This window comes from Microbacterium sp. AC026 (assembly GCF_979258475.1).
On the sequence record NZ_OZ409857.1, the window covers coordinates 352,403 to 368,299 of the forward strand.

13 protein-coding genes are annotated in these 15,897 nt (G+C 67.8%); 11 read left to right on the plus strand and 2 right to left on the minus strand.

Annotated elements, in window-relative coordinates:
• Window positions 1–45 precede the first annotated feature (45 nt).
• The 3 genes from ACZZ93_RS01860 to ACZZ93_RS01870 are packed head-to-tail and all read left to right on the plus strand — an operon-like array spanning window position 46 to window position 5,511.
• Complete coding sequence (locus ACZZ93_RS01860) at window positions 46–1,509, plus strand: DUF3375 domain-containing protein (protein WP_463510366.1); 1,464 nt, start codon at window positions 46–48, stop codon at window positions 1,507–1,509.
• On the plus strand, window positions 1,502–2,161 hold the full coding sequence (locus ACZZ93_RS01865) for a DUF4194 domain-containing protein (protein ID WP_053099121.1): 660 nt from the start codon (window positions 1,502–1,504) through the stop codon (window positions 2,159–2,161). Before ACZZ93_RS01860 ends, ACZZ93_RS01865 begins: the two co-directional genes overlap by 8 nt.
• Complete coding sequence (locus ACZZ93_RS01870) at window positions 2,158–5,511, plus strand: ATP-binding protein (protein ID WP_463511716.1); 3,354 nt, start codon at window positions 2,158–2,160, stop codon at window positions 5,509–5,511. The genes ACZZ93_RS01865 and ACZZ93_RS01870 overlap by 4 nt, the downstream gene beginning before the upstream one ends.
• Before the next feature lie 15 nt (window positions 5,512–5,526).
• Here the strand turns inward: ACZZ93_RS01870 and ACZZ93_RS01875 are convergent, their stop codons facing one another.
• Entirely contained in the window at window positions 5,527–6,906 is a 1,380-nt protein-coding gene (locus tag ACZZ93_RS01875) for a pyridoxal phosphate-dependent decarboxylase family protein (RefSeq protein WP_320488350.1), read from the minus strand.
• 155 nt (window positions 6,907–7,061) lie between these two features.
• On the opposite strand from ACZZ93_RS01875, the gene ACZZ93_RS01880 reads away from it, so the two are divergent.
• From ACZZ93_RS01880 to ACZZ93_RS01915, 8 genes are all read left to right on the plus strand, one after another.
• Window positions 7,062–7,823: a YebC/PmpR family DNA-binding transcriptional regulator gene (locus ACZZ93_RS01880; protein WP_053096182.1), complete on the plus strand. Its 762-nt coding sequence runs from the start codon at window positions 7,062–7,064 to the stop codon at window positions 7,821–7,823.
• 45 nt (window positions 7,824–7,868) lie between these two features.
• Window positions 7,869–8,453, plus strand: coding sequence for a crossover junction endodeoxyribonuclease RuvC (ruvC, locus tag ACZZ93_RS01885; protein ID WP_053096180.1), 585 nt, complete (start codon window positions 7,869–7,871; stop codon window positions 8,451–8,453).
• 9 nt (window positions 8,454–8,462) lie between these two features.
• The gene (ruvA, locus tag ACZZ93_RS01890; protein WP_056278784.1) at window positions 8,463–9,068 is read left to right on the plus strand and encodes a Holliday junction branch migration protein RuvA; all 606 of its coding nucleotides are present in this window, start codon (window positions 8,463–8,465) and stop codon (window positions 9,066–9,068) included.
• Window positions 9,061–10,086, plus strand: a complete 1,026-nt coding sequence (gene ruvB, locus ACZZ93_RS01895) for a Holliday junction branch migration DNA helicase RuvB (protein ID WP_053096175.1) — start codon at window positions 9,061–9,063, stop codon at window positions 10,084–10,086. The genes ruvA and ruvB overlap by 8 nt, the downstream gene beginning before the upstream one ends.
• Before the next feature lie 81 nt (window positions 10,087–10,167).
• A complete protein-coding gene (locus ACZZ93_RS01900) occupies window positions 10,168–10,581 on the plus strand; it encodes a preprotein translocase subunit YajC (RefSeq protein ID WP_053096173.1) in 414 nt (137 codons plus the stop codon).
• Between the two features lie 52 nt (window positions 10,582–10,633).
• Window positions 10,634–12,364 carry a protein translocase subunit SecD gene (gene secD, locus ACZZ93_RS01905; RefSeq protein ID WP_053096171.1) on the plus strand — a complete coding sequence of 577 codons (1,731 nt, stop codon included), beginning with the start codon at window positions 10,634–10,636 and terminating at the stop codon, window positions 12,362–12,364.
• Entirely contained in the window at window positions 12,364–13,356 is a 993-nt protein-coding gene (gene secF / locus ACZZ93_RS01910) for a protein translocase subunit SecF (protein ID WP_056278783.1), read from the plus strand. Before secD ends, secF begins: the two co-directional genes overlap by 1 nt.
• A gap of 65 nt (window positions 13,357–13,421) precedes the next feature.
• Entirely contained in the window at window positions 13,422–15,671 is a 2,250-nt protein-coding gene (locus tag ACZZ93_RS01915) for a RelA/SpoT family protein (protein ID WP_053096167.1), read from the plus strand.
• On the opposite strand, the gene ACZZ93_RS01920 is transcribed toward ACZZ93_RS01915, so the two are convergent.
• Window positions 15,658–15,879 carry a hypothetical protein gene (locus ACZZ93_RS01920; protein ID WP_463510367.1) on the minus strand — a complete coding sequence of 74 codons (222 nt, stop codon included), beginning with the start codon at window positions 15,877–15,879 and terminating at the stop codon, window positions 15,658–15,660. The genes ACZZ93_RS01915 and ACZZ93_RS01920 overlap by 14 nt on opposite strands.
• Window positions 15,880–15,897: the final 18 nt, after the last annotated feature.

Sequence of the window (15,897 nt, forward strand, 5' to 3'; positions counted from 1 at the left end):
GGCGCGTGACAGGCGAGGGCCCGAGGTCGGACTATTCTCGTTCGAGTGACTGGATCCAGGGCTGAGGCCGCGTATGCGCGTGCCGTCACCGCATTCAGCACCCCGACACTCGATCTGCTGCACGGTCGGTTCGCCCCGTTCGTGGTCGCGTCGCTCACTCTTCTGTTCACCGCCGACCGGGCGTCTGTCGCGGTCGCGGATGCGCACGCCGAGCTGGGCGAGGTGCTCGATGAACTCCGAGCGGCGGGGTACGACGACGACAGGCGGCTTCCGTCCGGGAGCGGCCGGGACGTGTGCCGGAACTGGGTGCGCCTCGGCTGGCTGATCCAGCAGATCGACGACGACGTCGAGGTCTACCGCCTGTCTGCGCATGCCGTCGCAGCACTCGAGATATCCGGCCGCACCGGCGGAGGGCGCACGCGCGTGTCGAACTCCCGCGTGCGCACCCTCCTCGACGCGGTCGACCACCTGTCGGTGAGCGCGGAGGTCGACCCGGTCCGGCGGCTGGCGCGTCTGTATGACGAACGCGATCTGCTCGACGCAGAGATCGCTCGCATCCAGGAGACCGGGCATGCCGACCCTGCCGACGATGAGGAGCTCCTCGAGGAGGCCGAGAACGTCCTGCACCTGGCACGCGAACTGCCCGCCGATTTCACGCGCGTCGCCGAGTCGCTCAGGTCGATGCAACGCGACGTCGTCGCCCACCTGCGCAGGGACGAGAGACCGACGAGCGAAGTGCTCCGCGAGTATCTGCAGCGCGCCCAGGATGTGATGCAGTCGACACCGGAGGGGCGCGCGTTCGCAGGAGCCCTGCGTCTGATCGGCGACCCCGATCGCATCGATGCCCTCACGGAGCGGCTTCGCGGGCTGCTCGGCCGGCCCTTCGCCCGTATGCTCGACGCCGCGCAGCGCGCCGAGCTCGACGCCATCGGTCGACGCGTAGAGCAGGGAGTGGAGGAGGTGCTGGCTGCGCAGCGCCGCGCTTCGCACGTGATCACCGGCCAGGTGAAGACGCACGATCCGCTGCGCGATCGTCAGATCGACGACCTCCTGCGCGACGTCATCGCCGGGCTCCATGGGTGGTCCGGCCCGGCGACGGTCGTCGACCCGGTGCGCAGCATGCCGCTGATCGATCTCGGGCATCTGCGTCAGACCACCAGCGATATCCGCCCGCCGCGTGCACCGGCGCCCCTCGCCGACGCCGATGACGTCGACTTCCTCGATCACGACACGCGCGCCTGGGGTGGTCCGAGATATGCCGAGCTCGAGGAGTACGTCGCCGGACTGGGGACGGACTTCGACCTCGCCGATGCCTTCCGGTCGGTGCCCGACGCGGCTCGGCGCCCTGTCGATCTGCTCGGTCTGCTCGAGATCGCGCACCGGAACGGCCTCACCGAGGGAGATGGCATCTCGACGGTCGAAGCATTGCGCCCGGACGGCACGAGCAGACGATTCGCATTCGGCGCCGTGACCGCCCGCAGCACGAAAGAGGATTCAGATGATGAGTGACGACGACCTCACCACAGCCGGCGCGGACGAGGGGTTCATCGCTCCGACGGCGATGGAGGACGACCTCGAGGCGCACTTCCCCGGCGATCGCGGCACGCTCGATCCCGAGATCAGGCGCGTGCTCGTGCACCTGCTCCAGCGGCGTTTCATCTCGATGGAGCGCAACCGACGTGAGTGGACGCTGCTGCTCGAGCACCAGCAGGTGATCGAGTCGCGGCTCAACGACATCTACCTGCGTCTGATCATCGATCACGCCAGAGGGTTCGCGTACAAGCAGCAGCTGCGCTCTGACGAGGTCGAGATGCCCGTGCTGCTGAAGGACTCTCCGTACTCGCGCGCCGAGACGCTCGTCCTGGTGCACCTGCGGACCGTCTACCAGCGCGAGTCCGCGTCCGGCGAGGGTTCAGTGCGGATCGACATCGAGGACGTCGAGCAGACCGTGCTGAGCTACTTCGCGGACGTCGACGGCGGAACCGCGAAGCAGCAGCGCGCCATTCGCAGCGCATTGGATCGGCTGGATCGAGAGGGCATCGTGCAGGAGGAGACCAGCGGACGCTACCGGATCACCGCGCTCGTCGAGGTGGTGCTCAGTGCGGAGACGCTCAAGGAGCTGCGGGAGTGGCTGCGATCCCAGGCGGTGGTGGCGCGATGACGATGATGGACACGCTCTTCGGGATGATCCCCGCGAGCTCACGCGGTCAGCAGTGGGTCGCGGAGGAGCTCCAGCTCATCAACTGGGGCGGCTACGACGGCGGTCCCCACCGCGTGCGGTTCTCGCCCGATGCGACCCTGCTGTGCGGCGGATCGGGGTCGGGCAAGTCGACGCTTATGGACGGCTACATCGCGCTGATGATGCCGCACACGACGCCCTTCAACGGCGCGTCCAACGGCGGCGTCACGGGCCGTCCCCGCGGCGACGAGCAGCGGAACATCCTGTCGTACGGGCGCGGCAAGATCGACGAGTCCCGCACCGAGGAGGGGACGAAGCTCCGCGTGCTGCGCGGCGACGGCGAGGACACCTGGAGTGCCGTCTCGATGACGTGGTTGGATCACGACGGCTCGCGCTTCACGGCGGTGCGCGGGTGGTACATCCCCGCGGACGCCCGCACCCTCGAGGACACCACGCGATTGCGGGCCACGATCGACGGCGCCTTCGACCTCTCGCAGCTCGAACGCGCTGCGGTCCAGCGACTCAGCGACGCGTCGGTGCGCGCCGTCGGGCTGGAGCCCGTGGCGACCGACCGCGAGTTCTCGGCTCGACTTCACGCCGTGCTCGGCATCGGCGCGGCCGGTTCGGGGGCGAAGGCGATCAGTCTTCTCGCCCGCATCCAGGCCGGTCAGCAGATCACGACGGTCGACGACCTCTACAAGAAGCTCGTGCTCGAGGAGCCCGAGACGATGGCGACCGCGGACGCGGTGGTCGCTCATTTCGATGAGTTGGAGAGCACCCGGACGCGGATGCTCGTCGCCAAGCAGCAGGTGGCGGCTCTCGAGCCGATCCGCGAGATCTCGCAGCGCATCGAGGCGGCGTCGGCGCGGATGAGCGTCGTGGACGAGGTCGGGGTCTTCTCGGAGCCGACCTCCCTCGCGTCCCTGTGGAGCGCCGAGCGCCGCCTCGATCTGCTGCGCGAGGTGGAGGCGGATCTGCGTGACCGCACCCAGGCGCTGCAGCTGGCCGTCCGCGAGAAGAACGCACTGATCGCCGCCGCCGAGGTCGAGCGGGAGGGGCTGCTCGACGTCCTGCGGCAGTCCGGAGGCGACCGCCTCGAGACCGCTCAGCGCGAGCTGCGGGGTGTCGAGCGCCGACTGGAGGACGTCCAGCGCGAGCGGGCGCGCTTCGACAGCGTCGCCAGGGAGCTCGGCGCCGAGGTGCGCACCGCATCCGATTTCGAGGAACTGCTCGCCCGCGTCGGCCGGGAGCTCCCGCAGAGCGGACTGCGCGGAGCCCGCGCCGCCTTCGCCGATGCAGAGTCGTCGCGCCGAGCGGTCGAGAGCGAGCTGAGTCGGGCGCGTGCCGAGCAGGACCGCACCCGTGAGCTCCGCGGGAGCATTCCCGCGCATCTGCATGAGGCGAGAACTCTCCTCGCCCAGGCGGCCGGGCTCACCCCGACGGATCTGCCCTTCGTCGGTGAGCTCATCGAGGTGCGCACCGAGTTCGAGCCCTGGCGGGACGCGTTCAACCTCGCCCTCGGCGGGTTCGCGCGGACATTGCTCGTCGATGTCGCGGACCTCGGGCGGTTCCGTGCGGCCATCGAGTCGGTGCGCATCGCTGAGCGGATCAGCTACGAAGGCGTCCCGACGGGCGTCGCCGAGTCTCGGACGGCGGACCCCCGCACGCTCCCCGGTCGTCTCGATCACCGATCGACGCCGTTCACCGGATGGCTTCAGCAGCGACTCCGTGAGCGGTTCGAGTACGTGTGCGTGGACTCGTCGACCGAGCTCGCCGAGCACCCTCGCGGGCTGACGCTCGCGGGGCAGGTGTCGCACGGAGACCGCGGGTCCCATGGCGGGCATGGCCGGGCGAACATGCTCGGATTCTCGAACGCGCGCCGTCTTCGCGAGCTCGACGAGCAGATCAGCCAGCTCGAGAGCCGCCGCGATGCTGCGACTCAGGCCGCTGCGGACGCCGAGGCCGACCTCGACCGGATCGAGGCGACGTCCAAGGCGCACGCGAAGATCGAGGACCTCACCTGGGATCAGATAGACGTCGAGGCCGTCACGGCGGAGCGCGCGCGATGGGTCGCAGTGGAGGCGGAGGTCACCGACGAGAACCCGAAGATCGCCGAGCTGAAGTCGCAGGCCGAGGAGCTCAGAAGACGGGTCGGCCGTCTGCGCGACGAGAGCTCCCGACTCGGGGGAGACCTCACACTCGCTCAGGACCGTTGGGTGGAGGTCACCGACCAGGTCGACGACTGTCAGCGGATCGTCGATGCGGCTGAGGCGGCCGAGATCGCGCTGGAGGAGCGGCATCGTTCGTTCCTCGACGCGCGCTTCCTCGGAGCAGACGCGGCCGTCAGCGTGACGGCGTCGGAGCGCCTCGCTCACCTCGACGCCGCATTGCGCACGGCCGCGACCAGACTGCTCGAGGACCGCACGTCGGCAGCCGCGGCGCACGCCGAGCAGCGTGAGCAGATGCGACGCCTGATGACCGGTTTCCTCGAGCGCTGGGATACGCTCACGATCCTCCCCGACCCCGACGAGTCGGTCGCGGAGTTCGAGAGCATCCTCGTGGCGCTCGAGACCAACGGCCTGCACGAGCTGGAATCCGAATGGCGAGACAGCCTCCTCAAGCTCTCCGGAAACGATCTGACGAGCCTGGATTCGACGCTGGGTCGTGCACTGCGCGAGATCAAGAACCGCATCGACCCGATCAACAGGATCATGGAGGAGCTGCCGTTCTACGACGATGATCACCGTCTTCAGATCACACCGCGCGAGAACCAGTCCGAGGCGCGCAGGCGATTCCGCAAGGAGCTTCGCGAGGTGCGCAGCCTCATCGACGCAGCGGAGACGGATGTCGATCGTGAGAGCGTCTACCGGAGGATGAGCCGTCTCATCGGTCGGATGCGACGCACAGCTCCCGACTTCGCCGAGCTCATCGACGTGCGCAACCATGTGCGGGTGAGCGCGGAGCGGGTCCATGCGACGACCCGGGAGCATGTCGCGCTCTACGACCACATCGGCGAGAAATCGGGTGGAGAGTCGCAGGAGCTGGTCGCCTTCATCGTGGGCGCGGCACTGCGCTACCAGCTCGGCGACGCGGGTGCCGAGCGTCCGAGGTATGCACCCGTGTTCATGGACGAGGCCCTGATCAAGGCGGACGCGCACTTCACGAAGCGTGCGATCGGAGCATGGCGGGGTCTCGGCTTCCAGCTCGTGATCGGTGCGCCGAACGACAAGTACAGCGCCATCGAACCGCATGTCGACGTGGAGTACGACATCCTCAAGGACACGCGCGGCCGCTCCTGGGCACGGCCGAAGGTCGGTCTGCCCGCCGAGTGACACCGGCGATAATGGTCAGCGCGACACGAGAGTTCGGATCGCGCCGACCGTGCGGTCGATGTCGTCCCGGGTCGTCGCCCAGGACGACATCGAGCAGCGCAGCGCAGCGCGACCTCTCCACTCGGCCCCGGTCATGGCGGCGGTGCCCTCCACGAGCACGGCCTCACCCAGCCGTCGCGTCGCCTCATCGGAATCGAGACAGAACATGACCTGCGTGTAGTCGACGTCGTTGAGGATGCGGATGCCGTCGATCGTCGTGAGCCCCTCGGCCATCGCCACCGCGTTCTCGTGCAGCCTGTCGATCAGGTTCGAGATGCCGTCCCGTCCGAGGCTGCGCATCGCCGCCCACGCGGGCACGCCGCGTGCGCGACGGGACAGTTCCGGCGTCACGTCCCACGGGTCCAGACTCGTGTAGATGAGGTAATCGCCACCCGTGCGGAACGCGGCGATCGAGTCCGCAGGGTCGCGGACGATCGCCATGCCGCAGTCGTAGGGCACGTTGAGCGTCTTATGCGCATCTGTCGCCCACGAATCGGCGTCGGACATGCCCGCCGTCAGCGGCCGCAGCGACTCGGAGGCCGCGGCCCAGAGGCCGAATGCGCCGTCGACGTGCACCCAGGCTCCGTGCCGATGGGCTATCGGTATGAGGGCAGCGAAGTCGTCGAATGCGCCGGTGTGCACTTCTCCGGCCTGTAGACAGACGATGGTCGGTCCGGAGCCGTCCGCGAGGACGCTGTCCAGGGCGTCTGGTCGCATGCGCCCCTGCGCGTCGGATTCGACGGCAGTGATGCCGGTGCGTCCGATCCCGAGGAACCGCGCTGCACGGTCGATCGACCCATGGCGGTCGGCACCTACGACGAAGCGCATCTGCGGAGATCCGTGCAGTCCCTTCTCGCTGAGGTTCCAGCCGACTCGAGCGAGAACGGCGTTCCGTGCCGTCGCGAGGCAGGTGAAGTTCGCCATCTGGCCGCCGGTGACGAATCCGACGCTCGCGTCGTCGGGCAGGCCCAGGATGTCGAGCATCCACCGGCCGGCTATGCGCTCCAACGCCACGGTCGTCGGCGTGAGCAGGGCGGATCCCGAATTCTGGTCCCAGGCGGACACGAGCCAGTCGGCGGCGAGGGCAGCGGGATGCGTGCCGCCGATGACGAACCCGAAGAATCGTCCTCCGGGGATCGCGACGAGACCGGGGTCCGCCCGCGACACGATCTCGCCGATCACCTCTTCCGGGTCCATGCCTTCGGCGGGCAGGGGGCCGCCGAAGGCGTCGAGCATCTCGGCGAGCGTCGCCCGCGGCCACACCGGTCTGTCGTCGAGCGACCCGAGGAACTCGAGTGCTGCTCGGTGGGCGGCGTCCAATCCGCGGATCCTGTCATCGTCGACGCTCTGGTCCATGTGTCAGGACTACACCCAGGCCTGCCCTCACACCAGAGCGATCACGGGAACAGGAGGCCGCCGCTCCGTGTGCGGCCACAGGCCGCGGGCATGGTTCGATAGAATGGACGATGCCCTGGGCCGTGCCCACGGGCGGATACGACGAGCGGAGAATTATGTCCGGGCATTCCAAGTGGGCCACCACGAAGCACAAGAAGGCCATCATCGACTCCAGGCGCGCCAAGTCCTGGGCCAAGCTCATCAAGAACATCGAGGTCGCGGCCAAGCTCGGCGGAGCCGACCTGCAGGGAAACCCGACGCTGTTCGACGCGGTGCAGAAGGCGAAGAAGACGTCGGTCCCGAAGGACAACATCGATCGCGCAGTGAAGCGCGGCGCGGGCATCGGCGGCGAAGCGGTCGAGTACACCTCGATCATGTACGAGGGGTACGGACCCAACGGCGTCGCGATGATGATCGAATGTCTGACCGACAACAAGAACCGTGCTGCGGCCGAGGTCCGCACTGCTCTCAGCCGCAACGGCGGAACCCTCGCCGACCCGGGCAGCGTCGCCTACAACTTCAGCCGCAAGGGCGTGATCGTGGTCGGCTCCGAGGGGACCACCGAGGATGACGTGATGATGGCCGCGCTCGAAGCGGGGGCCGAAGAGATCGAGCCGCACGCCGAGGGCTTCGAGATCATCACCGAGGCGACGGATCTCGTGACCGTCCGCAGCGCGCTGCAGGAGGCGGGAATCGACTACGAATCCGCCGACGTCGAGTTCGTGCCGAACCTCAAGGTCGAGATCGACGCCGACACCGCTCGCAAGATCTTCCGCCTCATCGATGCACTCGAAGACAGCGAGGACGTGCAGAACGTCTTCACCAACTTCGATCTCACCGCCGAGGTGCAGGCCGAGCTCGAGAACGACGACGCGTAGGCGCGCCGACCGCGTGCCGTCGGACGAGACGCTTAGCCTGGGGGAGTGACCTCCTCCTCGCTTCGCGTGCTCGGCATAGACCCGGGTCTCACCCGGTGCGGCGTGGGGGTCGTCGACGTCGACCGGGCTCGACGAGGGACGCTCGTGCATGTCGGAGTCATCCGCTCGGCGCCCGATCTCCCGATCGGCGAACGACTCGCGATCGTCGCCGCAGGCATCCGAGAGGTGCTGGAGCTCCATCGGCCCGATGCTGTCGCGGTCGAGCGCGTGTTCGCGCAGCAGAACAGTCACACGGTGATGGGCACGGCGCAGGCGAGCGGCGTGGCTCTGCTGCTCGCTGCGGAGGCAGGACTCCCGGCGGCCACGCACACTCCGAGCGAGGTCAAGGCGGCGGTCACCGGCTACGGCTCGGCGGACAAGCGTCAGGTGCAGACCATGATCGCCCGGATCCTGCGCCTGGATGCGCCGCCGCAGCCGCCGGATGCCGCTGACGCCCTCGCGATCGCGCTCTGCCACGCGTGGCGTCGGGGCGCAGCGGGGGTCCCGGGCGTGGACGCGCTCACCCCGGCCCAGAAGGCATGGGCCGACGCGGAGCGTGTCGCTCGAACATATCTACGATCGGGTGCGTAGGCTGGGCGGATGATCTCCTCGCTGCACGGCGCTGTCCTCCACTCGACCGCCGATCAGGTCATCATCGACGTCGGGGGAGTCGGGTTCTCCGTCTCGGTGCCCGCAGACGTGGCTCACACCGCGACCGTCGGCGAGAAGCTGATGCTGCACACGAGCCTCATCGTGCGCGAGGATGCGCTGTCGCTCTACGGGTTCGCCGACCGCAGCGAGCTGGAGATCTTCGGCCTGCTGATCAGCGTGACCGGCGTCGGGCCGAAGTCGGCGCTGGGGGTGCTGTCGCATCTCACCGTCGACCAGATCGCGGAAGCCGTGACATCGGAGGATGACGCCCCGTTCCGCCGTGTCTCGGGTATCGGCCCCAAGACCGCCAAGCTCATCGTCCTCCAGCTCGCGGGCAAGGTGCATCCGGTGGGCGCGGCGTCGAAGCCCGCCGCGAACGGACCCGTCGACGTCGTCGATCAGGTCGCTGCCGCGCTCGTCGGTCTGGGGTGGTCCGAAAAGGTCGCCGCCGAGGCCGCCGCGCAGACGGCCGCGGAGGCCTCTGAGGCCGAGCGGGCAGCCGTCGCACCGCTGCTGCGCCGCACGCTCGCGCTGCTGGGGCCGGCGCGTGTCTGACATCCGCGACGCCGCCGAGCCCTCGGACGACACCGAGCTGGCGATCGAGGGAGCCCTGCGACCCACGAGCCTGGGTGAGTTCGTCGGTCAGCAGAAGGTGCGGGGGCAGCTCCAGCTGCTCCTCGACGCCGCACGGATCCAGAATCGCCCGCCCGACCACATCCTGCTCGCGGGCCCGCCCGGGCTCGGCAAGACCACGCTGGCGATGATCGTCGCGCACGAGAGCGAACGTCCGCTGCGCCTCTCGAGCGGACCGGCGATCCAGCACGCCGGCGACCTCGCCGCGCTCCTCTCGAGCCTCGTGCCCGGCGAGGTGCTGTTCATCGACGAGATCCACCGGATGGCGCGGTCGGCGGAGGAGATGCTCTATCTCGCGATGGAGGACTTCCGCATCGACATCATGGTGGGCAAGGGCGCGGGGGCGACCAGCATCCCGCTGGACCTCGCACCGTTCACGCTCGTGGGTGCGACGACGCGCTCGGGTCTGCTGCCGAACCCGCTGCGGGATCGCTTCGGCTTCACCGGTCACCTGGAGTTCTACGAGGAGGCGGAGCTCGAGCGCGTCATCGCACGCTCGGCCCTCATGCTGGGCGTCGATCTGCCGCGGGATTCGCTGTCGGAGATCGCCCGTCGCTCGCGCGGCACTCCTCGTATCGCGAACCGCCTGCTGCGTCGAGTGCGCGACTATGCGCTCGTTCACGGCGGCGGCGCGGCCTCCCTGGTCGGGGTCAAGGCCGCGCTGGAGCTCTACGACGTCGACCCCATCGGACTGGACCGCCTCGACAGAGCGGTGCTCGAGGCGCTCGTTCGGCGCTTCCGCGGGGGTCCCGTGGGGCTCAGCACGCTCGCGGTCGCCGTGGGCGAGGAGGCCGAGACGGTCGAGAGCGTCGTCGAGCCCTATCTCGTGCGCATCGGATTCCTGGGTCGCACACCTCGAGGTCGCGTCGCCATGCCGGAGGCCTACAGCCACCTCGGCATCGCGCACCCGGACGGGGCGCTCCGACTTGATGACCTATAATCGCTGAAGACTTCCCCTGATAGAACTGCGCGACCGTCCTGTGGTGCGCGCACCTGAGAAAGGCCCTTTGCCACCATGCCCATGGAAATCCTCCTCTTCGGCCTTCTCGCCGTTCTCGTCGTCTTCATGTTCGTCAACGGACGCAAGCGCCAGAAGCAGATGAAGGCTGAGCAGGAGGAGAAGGCGACCAAGACCGTTCCCGGGGTCAAGGTGCTCCTCCAGGGTGGTATCTACGGCACGATCGTGGCCTACGACCACGACGACCTCGACTCGCCCGCGCTCGTCGAGATCGCTCCCGGCACCGTCATCGAGGTGCACAGCCAGGCGATCCTGCGCATCGTCGAGCCCAAGGACGCGATCGAGACCGACCCGGCAGTGCTCGCCGCCGAGGATGCACCGATCGTGAACGACGTTCCCGTCGTCGACGACGCTCCGGCCCTCGAGACTCCCGAGGAGACCCGTCGCCGTCTCGAGCGCGACGCCGACGACAAATAGCCTTCGCGCTGCACCACCTCGGCACTCCGGCATCTTAGAAAGCTGATCACACGTGGCCACTTCTTCTCCGGTCCGTCATGCCTGGCGGGTCCTCATGGGCCTGCTCCTGGTGACGGGCGTCCTCTTCGGCATCAACGCGCTCGGCGTCCACGTGTTCGAGAAGAGCTCCTGGACTCCTGAGCTCGCGCTCGACCTGCAGGGCGGCACGCAGATCGTGCTCAGTGCCGAGACCGAGGACGGCGCTGCGCCCTCACCGGAGCAGCTCGATCAGGCGGCCGCGATCATCCGCCAGCGCGTCGATGCGTCCGGTGTGGCCGAGGCCGACATCACCACCGAGGGCGGCCGCAACATCGTGGTGCAGATCCCGGGTGTCGCGGACGAGCAGACGCGTGCGCGCATCCAGTCGAGCGCGCAGCTGGAGTTCCGCCCGGTGCTCGCCACGACGGCAGGCACGAATCAGTACGTGGGTGAAGACGGCAACGAGACGGCGTATCCGACCCCGGACGACTCGCTGAACGCGACGCCGACGGCCGAGCCGACGGACGCGAGCGACCTCGCCTGGGTGACCGACAGGCTCGCCGCGGAGTTCCAGGCCTACGACTGCGCCAACCCCGAGAACGACCCCTCGAACGCGCCCAAGGACCAGCCGCTCATCGCGTGCGATCCCTCGGGCCAGGCGAAGTACCTCCTCGGTCCGACCGAGCTCACGGGTGACGCCATCACCGACGCATCCGCGGGTCGCGACCCGAAGACGGGCGCGTGGCTCGTCCAGCTGACGATGAACGGCGACGGCGCCGAGGCCTTCGGCGAGGTGAGCACCCGTCTCAACCAGAACCGCCTCGCGGAGCTCTCGCCGCGTGATCAGTTCGCCTTCGTCCTGGACGGATCGGTGATCAGCGCACCGCGCATGAACGGACAGATCCTCGACGGTCGCCCGAGCATCTCGGGAGACTTCAACCAGGAGTCGGCGACCGCCCTCGCCGACCAGCTCAAATTCGGCGCCCTGCCCCTGAGCTTCGAGGTTCAGAGCTCCGACACCATCTCCGCGACCCTCGGCACCCAGCAGCTTCAGATCGGTCTCATCGCGGGCCTCATCGGTCTCGCACTCGTGGCGATCTACTCACTGATCGTCTATCGGGCGCTCGGCTCCGTGATCATCGCGTCCATCGCCGTGATGGCGGTTCTGACGTACATCATCATCTGCATCCTCGCGTGGCGATTGGGCTTCCGCCTGTCGCTCGCCGGCGTCGCGGGCCTCATCGTCTCGATCGGCTTCACCGCCGACTCGTTCATCGTGTACTTCGAGAGGATCCGAGACGAGCTCCGCGACGGAAAATCGATCACCTCGGCGGTCGAAGACGGCTGGGGCAGAGCGAAGCGCACGATCTACATCTCGAAGTCGATCAACATCCTCGCGGCAGTGGTGCTGTACATCCTCGCGGACTCCACTGTGAAGGGCTTCGCCTTCACTCTGGGGCTCACGACCCTCATCGACGTGTTCATCTTCGTGATCTTCACGCACCCGGTGATGCAGCTGCTCGCCCGCACCAAGTTCTTCGGCGGGGGCCACAAGCTCTCCGGTCTCGATCCCGAATCGCTCGGTGCGGTGTACCGCAGCCGATCGCAGTTCCGTCAGGTGTCGACCGCCACCGCGGGCCGCGGGGCGAAGAACGCCAGAGCCAAGGGCGAAGCCGAGCGCCGTCAGACCATCGCAGAGCGCAAGCGCGCCGAAGCACTAGCCGGTGAGAGAACCACCCGCACCGGAAGCGAGGGGGACGCCTGATGGCTTCCATGAACGAGTTCGGTAACAACCTCTACACGGGAAAGACGTCCTTCCCGTTCGTCGGCAAGCGCCGCCTGTGGTTCATCATCGCGATCGTGCTGGTCGTCGGCTCGGCGCTGGTGCCGCTCATCCGCCCGATCCAGTTCTCGATCGAGTTCACGGGCGGGTCGCAGTTCACCGTGCAGGCGCCCGACAGCTTCGAGCAGGAGACCGCGAAGACCGCGGTGCAGTCGGTCGTACCCGGTGCGGCGACCAAGGTCGTCGTGGTGGGCGGCAACGACATCCGCGTCCAGACCGATCAGATGAGCGCTGCCGAGACGCAGCAGGTCTCCAACGCCCTCGCCGATGCCTATGGCGTCGAGCCCGAGAGCGTGACCTCGTCGTTCATCGGACCGGCGTGGGGTGAGAACGTCACCAAGCAGTCCCTCTGGGGGCTCGCGATCTTCCTCGCACTGACGTTCCTGATCCTCGCGATCTACTTCCGGACGTGGAAGATGTCCGCGGCAGCGATCCTCGGCCTGCTCGACGTCCTCGTCATCACGGTCGGCGTCTACGCCCTGGCCGGGTTCGAGATCTCACCGGCCGCGGTCATCGGATTCCTGACGATCCTCGCCTACTCGCTGTATGACACCACGGTGGTGTTCGACAAGATCAGGGAGAACACCACGGAGGACGGCGAGAACTCGACGCGAACCTTCGGCGAGTCGGTCAACCTGGCGGTGAACCAGACGCTCATCCGATCGATCAACACCTCGGTCGTCGCCGCACTGCCGGTCGGCGCGGTCCTTTTCATCGGAGCCTTCTGGCTGGGCGCCGAGTCCCTCACGGACATCTCGCTCTCGATCTTCGTCGGCATCCTGGTCGCGACCTACTCGACCCTGTTCGTGGCCGCGCCGCTCTACTCGCTCTTCCGCGAGAACGAGCCGCAGATCGCGGCACGAGATGCCAAGATCCGCGAGGCGCGAAGCCTCGCGACCGCAGAGACCCGATAGTCCCCGCTCCGCGGGGCCGCACCCCGTGGAGCACGCGTAAGCTGTTGTGATTCGGAGGTGAGCGGATGGCGGAACCGCAGACGGCGTCGCAGGGCTCCAGCCTGAGACGACTGGTTCCCCGCATCTTCTCCCGCGCGCCCAGGATCAACGACCTCGACAATCTGATCCGCACGGTCCGTGCGAATCACCCGCGAGGCGATCTCGCCGTCATCGAGCGCGCCTACGCCGTGGCCAAGGAGAAGCACACCGGCCAGCAGCGCCAGAGCGGCGAGCCCTACATCACGCACCCGCTCGCCGTCGCGCAGATTCTCGCGGAGATGGGCCTGGGTCCTCGAGCCATCGCTGCGGCGCTGCTGCACGACACCGTCGAAGACACCGGCTATGCGCTCACCGACCTCACGGCGGAGTTCGGCGACGAGGTCGCGATGCTCGTCGACGGCGTCACCAAGCTCGACAAGGTCAAGTACGGCGAGAGCGCCCAGGCCGAGACCGTCCGCAAGATGATCGTCGCGATGTCGAAGGACATCCGCGTCCTGCTGATCAAGCTCGCCGACCGCCTGCACAACGCCCGCACGTGGGGATTCGTCCCGCCCGAGAAAGCTGCGAAGAAGGCCAAGGAGACGCTCGAGATCTACGCGCCTCTGGCCAACCGCCTCGGTATCCAGGCGATCAAGTCCGAGCTCGAGGACCTCTCGTTCGCCGTGCTGCATCCGAAGATCTACAACGAGATCCACAACCTGATCGCCCAGCGCACCCCGCAGCGCGAGAAGTACCTCGCTCAGGTCGTCGAGGAGATCGACGAGGACCTGCGCGATCTGCGCATCCGAGGCAAGGTCGTCGGGCGTCCGAAGCAGCTGTACTCGGTGTACCAGAAGATGGTCGTACGAGGCCGTGAGTTCGACGACATCTACGACCTGATCGGCATCCGCGTGCTGGTCGCGTCGGTGCGCGACTGCTACGCGGTGCTCGGCGCCATCCACGCGCGCTGGACGCCGCTGCCCGGTCGCTTCAAGGACTACATCGCCACCCCGAAGTTCAACCTCTACCAGTCGCTGCACACCACGGTGATCGGACCGTCGGGTCGGACGGTCGAGATCCAGATCCGCACGCACGAGATGCACCAGCAGGCGGAGTACGGCGTCGCCGCGCACTGGATGTACAAAGAGCGGATGAACGGCGGCAAGACCGAGGTCCGCGCCGCCGACAACGACATGGCGTGGCTCGCGCACATCTCGGACTGGCAGGCCGAGACGGCGGATCCCGGCGAGTTCCTCGACTCTCTGCGCTTCGAGATCGGCGCGAAAGAGGTCTACGTCTTTACGCCGAAGGGGCGCGTCGTCGGGCTACCGGCGGGTGCGACGCCGGTCGACTTCGCGTACGCCGTGCACACCGAGATCGGCCACCGCACGATGGGCTCGAAGGTCAACGGGCGCCTCGTGCCGTTGGAATCGGAGCTCAAGAGCGGTGACGTGGTCGAGGTCTTCACCTCGAAGAACCCCGACGCCGGCCCGAGCCAGGATTGGCTCGGCTTCGTCAAGAGCACCCGCGCACGCAACAAGATCCGCGGATGGTTCACGAAGGAGCGTCGCGAAGAGGCGATCGAGCAGGGCAAGGAGGCCATCGCTCGTGCGATGCGCCGCCAGAACATGCCGCTGCAGCGCCTGATGAGCCAGGACTCGTTCGCCGAGGTCGCACATCAGCTCCGCTATGAGGACGTCTCTGCGCTGTATGCCGCCGTGGGCGAAGGTCACGTCTCCACGCAGTCCGTGCTCGAGAAGGTCACCGCGCTGGTCGCGGCGACCGATCCCGCCACAGGTCCGATCGACCTCCCCGGCAGCATGCCGTCGCGGGAGCCACGGGCAGGGGATTCGGGTGTCCTGGTGCGCGGAGCATCGGACATCCTCGTGAAGGTCGCGAAGTGCTGCACTCCGGTTCCCGGAGACGAGATCGTCGGTTTCGTGACGCGTGGCAGCGGCGTGTCCGTGCACCGCACGGACTGCCCGAACGTCAAGGCGCTCGCGAGCGAGGAGGACCGCTTCGTCGAGGTGTCGTGGGCCCCGACGACGAAGAGCGTCTTCCGGGTGCAGATCCAGGTCGAGGCCCTCGACCGTTCGGGGCTGCTCTCGGATGTCACCCGGGTGCTGAGCGAGCATCACGTCAATATCCTGTCGGCGACCGTCAGCACCACCGACGAACGCCTCGCCATCAGCCGCTTCGTCTTCGAGATGGGCGATGCCGTCCACCTCGACCGGGTGCTGAACGCGGTGCGTCGCATCGACGCGGTGTATGACGTGTACCGCGTCACCTCGTCCTGACGAGAATCCTCTCGAGCGCGCCGCGTCCGGCGCGCTTTCCCGGCACACGGGTCATGCGCTCGAGCTCCCGAAGCGCAGCGGATACGAGATCCGGTTCGGCGTCGGCGAGGAGCACCATCCACCGATGCAGGGATCCGTCGCGGTGGAGTCCGAGAGCGAGATCGACCATGGTGCGCTCCGGCGTCATCACCGGTACGCCGCCGATCACGACGAGATCCGACGGCGG